Annotated in this window: 12 protein-coding genes and 1 tRNA gene; 4 read left to right on the top strand and 9 right to left on the bottom strand. The window is 36.8% G+C overall.

Annotated features, from left to right (window positions below):
* On the top strand, nt 1–199 hold a 199-nt coding region (locus tag BFG57_RS14695), incomplete at its 5' end, for a tyrosine-type recombinase/integrase (protein ID WP_069718254.1).
* An 83-nt stretch (nt 200–282) separates the two neighbouring features.
* On the opposite strand, the gene groL is transcribed toward BFG57_RS14695, so the two are convergent.
* Entirely contained in the window at nt 283–1923 is a 1641-nt protein-coding gene (gene groL, locus BFG57_RS14690; protein WP_069718253.1) for a chaperonin GroEL, read from the bottom strand.
* 103 nt (nt 1924–2026) lie between these two features.
* Complete coding sequence (gene groES / locus BFG57_RS14685; protein WP_069718252.1) at nt 2027–2311, bottom strand: co-chaperone GroES; 285 nt, start codon at nt 2309–2311, stop codon at nt 2027–2029.
* 495 nt (nt 2312–2806) lie between these two features.
* On the opposite strand from groES, the gene BFG57_RS14680 reads away from it, so the two are divergent.
* Complete coding sequence (locus BFG57_RS14680; protein WP_069718251.1) at nt 2807–3526, top strand: CPBP family intramembrane glutamic endopeptidase; 720 nt, start codon at nt 2807–2809, stop codon at nt 3524–3526.
* Nucleotides 3523–3735 carry a YdiK family protein gene (locus BFG57_RS14675; protein WP_069718250.1) on the top strand — a complete coding sequence of 71 codons (213 nt, stop codon included), beginning with the start codon at nt 3523–3525 and terminating at the stop codon, nt 3733–3735. Before BFG57_RS14680 ends, BFG57_RS14675 begins: the two co-directional genes overlap by 4 nt.
* A 143-nt stretch (nt 3736–3878) precedes the next feature.
* Here BFG57_RS14675 and BFG57_RS14670 read toward each other — a convergent pair whose 3' ends face one another.
* Entirely contained in the window at nt 3879–4532 is a 654-nt protein-coding gene (locus BFG57_RS14670; protein ID WP_069718249.1) for a redox-sensing transcriptional repressor Rex, read from the bottom strand.
* A gap of 193 nt (nt 4533–4725) precedes the next feature.
* Here BFG57_RS14670 and BFG57_RS14665 point away from each other — a divergent pair, with 193 nt between their 5' ends.
* Complete coding sequence (locus tag BFG57_RS14665; RefSeq protein WP_069718248.1) at nt 4726–6669, top strand: ABC-F family ATP-binding cassette domain-containing protein; 1944 nt, start codon at nt 4726–4728, stop codon at nt 6667–6669.
* Nucleotides 6670–7006: 337 nt separating this feature from the next.
* Here the strand turns inward: BFG57_RS14665 and tsaD are convergent, their stop codons facing one another.
* The 6 genes from tsaD to BFG57_RS14635 all read right to left on the bottom strand — a co-directional run bounded on the left by tsaD (nt 7007) and on the right by BFG57_RS14635 (nt 11280).
* A complete protein-coding gene (gene tsaD / locus BFG57_RS14660) occupies nt 7007–8044 on the bottom strand; it encodes a tRNA (adenosine(37)-N6)-threonylcarbamoyltransferase complex transferase subunit TsaD (RefSeq protein ID WP_069718255.1) in 1038 nt (345 codons plus the stop codon).
* Complete coding sequence (gene rimI / locus BFG57_RS14655; RefSeq protein WP_069718247.1) at nt 8044–8496, bottom strand: ribosomal protein S18-alanine N-acetyltransferase; 453 nt, start codon at nt 8494–8496, stop codon at nt 8044–8046. The genes tsaD and rimI overlap by 1 nt, the downstream gene beginning before the upstream one ends.
* A 10-nt stretch (nt 8497–8506) precedes the next feature.
* Nucleotides 8507–9199, bottom strand: a complete 693-nt coding sequence (tsaB, locus tag BFG57_RS14650; RefSeq protein ID WP_069718246.1) for a tRNA (adenosine(37)-N6)-threonylcarbamoyltransferase complex dimerization subunit type 1 TsaB — start codon at nt 9197–9199, stop codon at nt 8507–8509.
* Nucleotides 9196–9666, bottom strand: coding sequence for a tRNA (adenosine(37)-N6)-threonylcarbamoyltransferase complex ATPase subunit type 1 TsaE (gene tsaE, locus BFG57_RS14645; protein ID WP_425388523.1), 471 nt, complete (start codon nt 9664–9666; stop codon nt 9196–9198). The genes tsaB and tsaE overlap by 4 nt, the downstream gene beginning before the upstream one ends.
* 300 nt (nt 9667–9966) lie before the next feature.
* Nucleotides 9967–10043, bottom strand: a tRNA-Met gene (locus BFG57_RS14640).
* A 94-nt stretch (nt 10044–10137) separates the two neighbouring features.
* The gene (locus BFG57_RS14635) at nt 10138–11280 is read right to left on the bottom strand and encodes a trans-sulfuration enzyme family protein (protein ID WP_069718244.1); all 1143 of its coding nucleotides are present in this window, start codon (nt 11278–11280) and stop codon (nt 10138–10140) included.
* Between the last annotated feature and the right edge of the window lie 415 nt (nt 11281–11695).

Raw genomic sequence — 11695 nt, 5'->3', positions numbered from 1 at the left:
TGAAGATTTAACTCCGCACAGTTTAAGACACACTCATACATCCCTTCTTGCGGAAGCTCGTGTCTCACTCGAACAAATCATGGATCGTCTCGGTCATACAGATGATCAAATTACGAAAAATGTGTACCTCAACGTTACGCAAGAAATGAAAAAAGAAGCTTCCCAAAAGTTCGGTGAACTAATGAGAAGCCTCCGTTAAAAACCTCAATGTTAGCAAAATGTTAGCAAACCACTCTCACCTTACCAACACACCCAGTCATATCAAGGGTTTAAGGGGCAAGATTACATCATACCGCCCATTCCGCCCATGCCACCCATTGCACCCATATCAGGCATGCCAGCAGCACCAGCTTCTTCTGGAAGGTCAGCAACAACTGCTTCAGTTGTTAGGAACATTGCTGCTACAGAAGCTGCATTTTGTAGTGCAGAACGTGTAACTTTAGTTGGGTCAACGATACCAGAGTCAATCATGTTCACCCATTCGCTAGTTGCAGCATTGAAACCAACGCCGATTGCTTCACCTTTTAAGCGTTCAACGATGATTGAACCTTCAAGACCTGCATTGTGTGCGATTTGGCGAACTGGCTCTTCAAGTGCACGAAGTACGATGTTCACACCTGTTGCTTCGTCACCATCAGCTTCGATAGCCGCAACTTTGTTGTATACATTTACAAGTGCTGTACCACCACCGGATACGATACCTTCTTCAACAGCCGCACGAGTAGAGTTCAATGCGTCTTCGATACGAAGTTTACGCTCTTTCAATTCAGTTTCAGTTGCAGCACCAACTTTGATAACTGCTACGCCACCTGAAAGTTTCGCAAGACGCTCTTGTAATTTTTCACCATCAAATTCTGAAGTCGTTTCTTCAAGTTGAGCGCGGATTTGGTTCACGCGACCTGCAATCTTATCTGCATCGCCTTCACCTTCAACAATTGTTGTGTTTTCTTTTGAAACAACAACTTTTGAAGCGCGACCAAGCTGAGTGATATCTGCAGATTTAAGGTCAAGACCTAGATCTTCAGTGATCACTTCACCACCAGTAAGAACAGCAATATCTTCAAGCATTGCTTTACGACGGTCACCGAAACCAGGAGCTTTAACCGCTACTGCGTTAAATGTACCACGAAGTTTGTTCACTACTAATGTAGCAAGTGCTTCACCTTCAACATCTTCTGAGATGATAAGGATTGGCTTACCTTGTTGAACAACTTGCTCAAGAACAGGTAATACTTCTTGGATGCTTGAAATCTTCTTATCTGTAATAAGGATATAAGGATTTTCAAGAATTGCTTCCATCTTATCTTGGTCAGTTACCATGTATGGAGAAGCGTAACCACGGTCGAATTGCATACCTTCTACAACTTCCATTTCAGTACTGAACCCTTTAGATTCTTCAATTGTGATAACACCATCGTTACCTACGCGCTCCATTGCTTCAGCAATAAGCTGACCAACTTCATTATCAGCAGCAGAGATAGATGCTACTTGTGCAATTGACTCTTTACCTTCGATTGGTTTAGAGATTTCTTTCAATTCTGCGATTGCAGTATCAACCGCTTTTTCGATACCTTTACGAATACCCATTGGGTTTGCACCAGATGTTACGTTCTTAAGACCTTCGCGAATCATCGCTTGAGCTAGAACTGTAGCAGTTGTTGTACCGTCACCAGCAACATCATTTGTTTTGCTTGCTACTTCAGCAACAAGCTTTGCACCCATATTTTCAAACTTGTCTTCAAGTTCGATTTCCTTCGCAATTGTAACACCATCATTTGTGATTAGAGGAGAACCGAATTTCTTCTCTAGAACAACGTTACGACCTTTTGGTCCAAGTGTTACCTTTACTGCATCTGCAAGTGAGTCAACACCACGAAGCATCGAACGGCGAGCTTCTTCACTAAATTTAATTTCTTTAGCCATTTACAAGACCTCCTTAGAAATTCAAATCATTTTATTATATTTTTAAAAGAAACTAGAATCATTTACTATGTAGTGACTAGTAGACCTTATAAGTTCAGATCGATTAGCCAATAACTGCTAGTACGTCATTTTCACGAAGAATAAGGTACTCTGAACCTTCAAACTTCACTTCTGTACCAGAATATTTTGAGAAAATTACGCGGTCGCCTGCTTTCACTTCTAGAGCGATGCGTTCACCGTTATCTGTTACACGGCCTGTTCCTACAGCAACAACCTTACCTTCCTGTGGTTTCTCCTTCGCTGAGTCTGGAAGCACAATACCGCTTGCAGTCTTTTCTTCTGATTCAACCAATTCAATTACAATACGGTCACCTAAAGGCTTTAACAAGTGAAACACCCTCCTAATTTCTTAAGTTCTTCTATTAGATTCTTAATTTTAGCACTCACCACTTATGAGTGCTAACACATTTATTATAATAAATAACTCCATCTCTTTTTGCAAGTAGGAACTCTTAAAAATTTAGAAAAAGTTGGTTCGTTACAAAACTGCATAATTGATACGATTTCCTAGTGTCGTTTGCTAACCATCCTATTACTAACACATATACCACAACAGTATACTGAATCCCTTCTCTCACTTAATCTTATTCTGAACTTCTTAAGATGAAACACAACAAACCTTCCTTAACATCCTTTTCAATAATCTCTCATAGTTACTCATTCTTAACCATTTTCATAACTCTCATAACATGATATATTCCATTCTTATTATGAATAGTTCTTAATTGCATAAGTTAAATAAAAGTTTTCATTTTTTTCTTGAATGAAACTTATGATAAACTATTATGAGTCGGACTAATTAAAGAAAAAGGAGTAACCGATTTTGGCAAAACAATACTGGTACATTATTTTAACTTATGTCTTCGCTCAATTTTCTGGGCTTTTATTCGGTCATAAAGTATTTGAGGCAATTGGCTTATCTAGAGAAGATGCATTTATTTGGTGGACAATCTTCGCATTTGGGTCAGGCTTAATCGTCGTATTTTTTTTACTAAGATCAGCTGGACAATCATCGTTTGAAGAAAGAGACCGTCCATCATTCTTATCATCGTTTTTCTGGGCGATAGGTGGAATATTTCTAGCACTGTTTGCACAAAACATCGCTGCAGTTATCGAAGTCTATGTATTTAATGTCGAACTGGGTTCAGAAAACACTGACGCTCTATACCAAATAACACAAATTTCCCCTTTCTTCATCATTGTAACCTCATTACTTGGTCCAATTTATGAAGAAGTTATTTTCCGTAAAATCATATTTGGTGAATTAATAAAACGTACAAATTTTTGGTTATCAGCTCTTATAAGTGCTGTTATTTTTGGAGCGATTCACTTTGAGAATGAGCATTTGTTAATTTATTCGTCAATGGGACTAGTGTTTGCCTTTTTGTATTACAAAACGAAGCGAATTTGGGTACCGATAACCGCTCATGTCATGATGAACTCATTCGTCATATTGATTCGATTCTTGAACCCTGAACAATTTGAAAAAATACAACAAGAAATAGAGACAGCGCAAAGCTTTATTGGAGGGTTATTTTTATGAGAGTTACCCCTTTAAAAATGGCGAGTTTTTACATTATTATGGGGATTTTATTCACTGTACTTGCTATTGAGAGTGTTAACGAAACGGTATGGAATTTCAGTACAGTCATCTTAATGCTTGTTGCTACTTATGATTACGGTGTTGCGATTCGATTTTATTTTTTAAATAAACGCATCAAAAATAAACACAATGAGAAGCAAAGAAATTAAGCTTCAACCAGTGGTGATTTGTTTTTCCCTACTAATGGTTAATCTATGATAAAGAATAAGAGTCTCAGTTTGATATCAAAACTGAGACTCTTTATTTTTTTCAACCCTTTTGATCAAGCATTCACAAGTATGAGTATTAATAATTAAGCATTTTGACCACTTAGAGGATAATGCTTTAAAAAATATATTAACGATTGTAGTTCCACAGACAAGTCTATATGGTGTATTCGAATGTCTTCAGGTGCGTGTATACGTGCTGGTGTAAAATTAAGAATTCCTTTCACACCCTTATTTACTAGTCGATCAGCAATGATTTGAGCTACTTGAGCTGGAACTGTTAAGATAGCGACTGTAATTCCCTCTTGTTCTAACCTATCTTCCAATTCATCTAAATGATAAATAGGCACTCCACCGATTTCTGTACCGACCTTATCAGCCTGAATATCAAACGCCATTTCAATTTTTGTATTGTTGTTTTTTGTAAAATTATAATGAAGGAATGCAGTACCTAAATTACCGACCCCAATCAAACTGACTTTTGTCAATTCATCTTGATCTAATGTTTCACTAAAAAACGAAAGTAAATAATTCACATTATACCCATAACCTTTTTTGCCTAATGCTCCAAAATAGGAGAAATCACGTCGAATTGTGGCAGAATCTACCTTCACCGCTTCACTAAGTTCTGCAGAAGATACTCTTTTTTTACCTGATGCTTGTAAATTTTTAATAAATCGATAATACAACGGTAATCGCTTTGCTGTTGCTTGTGGAATTTTATTTTGTTCATTGTCCATGTTTACTCAAGCCCCCACTTCTAACTCTATCTTGTAAAATATTTTGTGAACGCTTCCATCTAACTCTAGCTATATAGTTCTTTGCAATTAGAATACACTAAAAACTCTCATCTGTCTGTAACGATTAAATAATATTTGCTCCCCTATCTTAACTTACGATACACTTACGGTAATAAAGATGAGGTGAACGGATATGATTTTGTTACAAGTAAATGATCTAACCAAATACTTCGGTGCAGATCTTATTTTATCGAATATTAAACTCGAAGTACAATCAAACGACCGCGTTGCACTTGTTGGAAAGAACGGTGCAGGGAAATCGACACTCCTTAAAGTAATTGCTGGACAGTATTCACATGATGGGGGCGAAATCATTAAACCCAAAGATTTAACGATTGGATACTTAGCTCAAAACTCAGGCTTAGAATCTAATCTATCAATTTGGGATGAGATGATGACCGTATTTGAACCATTAAAATTATTAGAGAGACGATTGAGAGAACTAGAAAGTCAAATGGCAGACCCTCAATTATTAAATTCAACAACAAAATATGAAAAGGTACTTGAAGAATATGATACGTTACAAGTTCAATTTAAGGATAAAGGTGGATACCAATATGAAGCAGATATTCGCAGTGTTTTACATGGCTTGAACTTCTCTGACTATGATCATCGTACACAAATATCAACATTGAGTGGCGGACAAAAAACAAGGCTAGGTCTAGCTAAGTTATTATTAACGAAACCAGAATTACTCATTCTTGATGAGCCTACTAACCATCTAGACATCGAAACACTATCTTGGCTAGAACAATATTTACAAAGTTATCCAGGTGCATTGTTAATTGTCTCTCATGACCGCTATTTCCTCGATCGAGTTGTCAATCAAGTGTATGAAATCTCACGAATGAAGAGTACAAAATATCACGGAAATTACAGCAAATATCTCGAAGAAAAAGCAAATCGACTCGAGAGAGAATGGAAGCAATTTGAGAAGCAACAAGAAGAAATTGCACGAACTGAAGAATTCATTCAAAAAAACATTGCTCGTGCTTCAACTACAAAACGAGCGCAAAGTAGACGGAAACAACTCCAACGTATCGAAAGGCTTGATGTTCCACAAGGTGCCGAGAAAGCCGCATCTTTCTCTTTTGATATTGAGCGTATTAGTGGTAATGATGTATTAAAGGTAAGAGATCTTTCAATCGGTTACCCTAATAGTACAGCACTATCAGAAAAGTTAACTTTCTCCATAAATCGCGGAGATAGCATTTCACTCGTAGGACCTAATGGTGTTGGGAAATCTACATTGATTAAAACGATTAATAATCTATTAAAGCCAATAACAGGTGAGATTCAATATGGATCACATGTTAAAATTGGATACTATGACCAAGAACAAGCTAATTTAACATCGAATAAACGCGTGTTAGATGAATTATGGGACGAGTACCCAAATTACGCAGAAAAAGAAATCCGAAATGTTCTAGGAAACTTTCTCTTTAGCGGGGATGATGTGCTTAAAAATGTACAATCGTTAAGCGGTGGAGAGAAAGCAAGACTGGCACTTGCAAAACTAATGATGCAAAACGCAAACTTCCTTATTTTAGATGAGCCAACTAACCACTTAGATTTGGATAGTAAGCAAGTGTTAGAAAATGCATTAATCGATTATCCAGGTACATTGCTATTTGTATCTCACGACCGTTTCTTCATCAATCGAATTGCCACACAAGTTTTTGAACTTTCTAATGAAGGAATTACTGAATATCTAGGGGATTACGATTATTACCAAACGAAGAAACAGGAAACACTTGAGCTTGCTCAACTCGAAGAACTTGAGAAACAAGGCACAAAAGATCAACTATCCACAACATCTCCACAACCTAATAAAGAGAAGTTTGCATTAGATAAAGAAGAAAAGCGGAAAAAACGTCAACAAGAACGAAGAATAAAAGAGCTCGAAGAACAAATAAGTGAAGTTGAAGCAACATTAGCTGAGATCGCTGAACAACTATGTGATCCGAACGTCTATGAGGATTATGAAAAATCACAACAATTAAATGAGAAAAATGAACATCAAGAGCAACTGTTACTAACTCTAATGGAAGAGTGGGAATCGTTGCAAGAAGGATAATTATCTGTTAACTATCCACAGTACAATAAAAATGTCTTCTCATACTACTAACTAAATGTAAACACTGTAAAATTCCTCAGCTTTTGTCGCTGAGGAATTTTCTATATTACAGAATATTCAAACATATTCACACTATCCACATAGTTTTCCACATAAAAGATGTTGTTTTTAAAGTAATTAACATATTTATTCACATTATCAACAGTAAAATTCCTATTTATCCACAGAAACTTACTCACATTTAGATTCCCTCTATGTCGAGTGTTGTCGTTTTTATCCACATTCTCTTTTTAGGAGTGGATAACTTTATACACAGATAAGAAAAGCTCCTTCCATTTTAAGAAGAAGCTTCATCGTTAAATTGTTCTAAATCTAAACCAGGAACACCATTTAAAGATAACTTTGCTCGATTACCTTTATTAAACTCTACAGTACCTGCTGCTGCAATCATCGCTGCATTATCTGTACAAAGAGATAATGGGGGAATTACAAGTGGAATAGCTAACTTAGAAAACTCATCTGTCAGACGACTGCGCAGCCCTTTATTCGCAGCAACACCACCTGCAACAAGAACTTGTTCTACGTTGTATTCTTGTGCTGCATCTACTGTCTTCTTCACGAGTACATCCACTACACTAGCTTGAAAGCTTGCAGCAATATCCTCAAGCTTAAGGTCTTCACCACGTTGTTTAGCATTGTGCAACGTATTAATAACAGATGATTTCAGACCACTAAAACTAAAGTCGTAAGAACCTTTTTCTAACCATGCACGAGGAAATTGAATACTTTCCTCTCCTTGTTGAGCAAGTCGATCTATCTCTGGGCCTCCCGGATAAGGTAAGTTAAGCGTTCTTGCTACCTTATCATAAGCTTCTCCAGCCGCATCATCTCTTGTCTCACCAATTACTTCATAATGACCATGTTCCTTCATATAAACTAATTCGGTGTGACCTCCAGATACGACTAACGTTAACAACGGAAACTTCAAATCCTCTACAAATCGGTTTGCATAAATGTGTCCAGCAATATGATGGACAGGTACGAGTGGAATGTCATGAGCAAACGCAATCGCCTTAGCCGCATTCACACCTGTTAGCAACGCACCAACAAGACCGGGACCTTCCGTTACAGCGATAGCATCTAACTCTTCAAACGTTACGTTCGCTTGGCTCATTGCCTCCTCAAACACAATCGTTAACTGCTCAACATGGTGCCGTGATGCTACTTCTGGTACAACACCACCAAAACGTTTATGACTTTCAATTTGGGATGCGACGACATTCGCAAGAATTTCATTTCCATTTCGGACAATTGCTGCTGCTGTTTCGTCACAGCTTGTCTCAATTCCTAAAATAATTTGTTGTTTTTCATTCATTATAAGTTCACCCACATTACTAATGCATCCTCTTGATTATCAGCATAGTAGTTTTTTCTTATTCCTCCAGATTCAAACCCTAGCTTTCGATATAAATTCTGAGCAATATGATTCGAAGTACGCACTTCTAACGATAAACGTAAACCACCGACTGCTCTAGCAAACTCCATTGCTTGATGCATCAACATCTCACCGTATCTGTTTCCCCGTTCTTTCGGTAAAATAGCAACATTAGTCACACTTGCATCATCAAATACAATCCACAATCCACAATAGCCAATAACTTCTTCTCCCTTAATAATCAACAAATACCTTGCAAATTGATTGTGGACAACTTCGTTATAAAATGCTTCATATGTCCAAGGGGTTGCAAATGATGACTTCTCAATCCTCAATACATCTTCAATATCGTGTTCATTCATTAATCGATATTTAATCTCATACTCTCCCATATGTGACCCCTTATTTCTTCTGTGCCTTTAGCCAATTCGCCTCTGCTTCAGCCAATCGTAAGTAGTTTGGTACGAATGAATGGACATCTACAGGTTGTTTCAATAATCCACAACCAGCTAATTCACTTGGGCGTGGATTATTTTGTACAAAATTTGCGATTATCGCGTTATCCCCTAAAATATCCACAATTAGCTCACGATGAAGATCAACATCATTCCCGACGAATAAGACTGGCTCGTTTCTCTCTTTCAGTTCTGTTAACAGTTCTGAGAATATAACCATCTTATCACTCATAACACTCTCTAACATCCCATCATTCCATTGATACAGACCAGTGAACACTTGTCCACGTCTTGCATCAAATATTGGCACAATTAATCCATTGAAATATCTTCCGTTATAAGCCAGACTTTCTAATCCTGATACACCCACTAACTCAATATTTAACGACCAAGCCAATGTCTTGGCAACTGTTACTCCAATTCGCACACCAGTATATGAACCTGGACCTTCTGCAACAACAATCCGATCTAACTCAGATACTTTTACATCAGTTTCATTTAACAACTTCTCAATTGCTGGCATTAGTCTCACTGAATGATTTTTTTTAACATTTGTTATCAGTTCACCTATTACCTTATTATCATCTACTATAGCTACACCCATCACGTCATTTGACGTATCAATTGCTAATACTTTCATTGCTCCATTAACTCCTCACAAATTGAAACATATCGCTCATTATTCGGTTGTAACGTTATTTTTCTCGTACTATCACCATTATGTTGTATCGTTATCTCAATATATTCTTTAGGGAGTTGATCCTTTATAAACTTTGCCCATTCTACAACTGTAACTCCATCTCCAAAGAAATACTCATCAAAACCTAAATCCTCTTCACTCTCTTCAAGTCGATAAACATCCATATGATATAACGGTAGTCTGCTGCCTTTGTACTCTTTTATAATTGTAAATGTTGGACTGTTAACAGTACGCTTTACACCTAATCCTTTTGCCAAACCTTTTGTAAATGTCGTTTTACCTGCACCTAAGTCACCTTCTAATGTCAACACATCACCAGCTGAAAGCTTTGTAGCTAACGTTTCAGCAAATAACATAGTCTCCTCAAAGGTGTGCGTAACAAATTCGTATGTGTTCACATCTATCACCTATACTTATTATTAGTTTCTGTTTAAGTACCTATTAGAAGTTGTTCAAAAAGATCAGTGAAAATAACCATATCTTTCGTCAACATGTCTCTCCCTTTTGAACTCACATTTAAATTAAGAAAGAATTAAAAACCCCTATTAATAGAAAGAAATGTCTTTAAAACCTTAACTCATAAGTGTTTCTACTGAATCCATTATAGAAGAAATAAAACTTAAATGGAAATGCGTTCTCATCATCTATAAAAAAAAGCATAAAAAAAACGAAACCACTTGTTTCGTTTACCTGCAATTATACATTATTGGTTGCGGGGGCAGGATTTGAACCTACGACCTTCGGGTTATGAGCCCGACGAGCTACCAGACTGCTCCACCCCGCGATGATTAGATAATAAATGGTAATTTAATTCCTACACAATTATCATAACAAACAGAAATGAAAATTGCAACTTATTAAAAAGAATTTAGCCCTGTTTATAACAGGGCTTTCTGTAATGCTTGATCGAATTCATTAATGATATCCTCAATATCTTCAAGACCTACTGATATTCGAACAAGTCCTTCTGTTATGCCTAATTGGTCTCTTAATGTTTCTGGTAAAGAGCGATGTGATGTACCTACTGGATAAGACACGCTCGTCTCACAACCAGCTAATGATGGAACAATCTTTACCCAGCTTAATGCTTCAAAGAAGGTTTTAATGTCACATTTTTTTGTAATATCAATCGTAACAATTGCCCCATTTCCTCTGTTTGAAAAACTTTCAGGATAGTATAGTTTATCAATTGCTTCATGGTTACTTAGCACTGCCGCTAATTTGTAAGCATTTTCCACATGCCTTTGCATACGCACATGCAATGTCTTTAGACCTCTGCAACCTAACCAAGCTTCAAAAGGACTCAGATTTGCACCAAGGTTACTTATTCTTTGACCTGCCTCTCTTACTAAGTCAGTATGTCCAACTAAGACACCAGCTGTTACGTCACTATGTCCGGCTATATACTTTGTCGCACTATGCACCACAAGATCTATACCATCTTTATAAGGTTGATATAAATAAGGAGTTGCAAATGTGTTATCGATCATTGTTTTTAAGTTATTTTCTTTAGCAATCTGTACAAGACTGTGGATATCTTCAACTCTGAGTAACGGATTAGTAATTGATTCTGAATAGATTAATTTCGTGTTTTTTTGAATAGCTTCTTTAACATTACTATGATTCTCAAATGATACAAGAGAAATTTCGATTCCAAACCGCTTTAATTCTTCTACAAGTAACTGATGTGTGCCACCATAAATGTCCTTTGAAGCCACAATATGATCACCTTGTCCAGCTATTGATAGAATACCCGCCAAAATAGCCGCCATCCCTGATGCAGCTGCTATACCTTCAGGAGCATCTTCTAACTTCGCAACACTTATAGCCAAATCATTTACGTTTGGATTTCCCATTCTCGTATACAAATAATTCTTTTCTCCTCTAAAATACCCTTCCAAATCATCTAAGTTTTCAAAAGAGAATACTGATGTTTGATATATCGGTCTTGTTTTACTTTTACTTTCGATTGATGCAGTATTATTTAAGTGAACAGCTTTAGTATCGAAATTTTCAGACATTAAATTCTCTCCTATATCTATTATTTGAATGTATTCTTATCATATAGACTTGCACTATTTTCTATTGTTTATAATGCTATTTCCCGCTTGTTTATGACATCAAACCGCAAATGTATAAAGGAAACCTCGATCAGTATTTTTTTTATCCCCACTGATTGTTAGTTAAACCAATTGAACATTTACGACGCTTGATACACAAGTGTTTGACCAAGTTCTTCTACCATTTAAACTTCGTTGACTTTTTTATGTTTTGAAATGGGTTGTTAACGTCAATTAACATGTGATAAAAAACTAAACTTCCTAGGATCGGTATACTTTTCACTCTACAAAAAAACCCAACACCTATTTATAATAGATGTTGAGCTCTTGCCCGGCAACGTCCTACTCTCACAGGGGAAACACCCCAACTACCATC

Source organism: Bacillus solimangrovi (genome assembly GCF_001742425.1).
GTDB lineage: Bacteria > Bacillota > Bacilli > Bacillales > Bacillaceae_N > Bacillus_AV > Bacillus_AV solimangrovi.
Note: the sequence above shows the minus strand (reverse complement) of the source record. Positions and strands in the feature narration are given on the sequence as shown.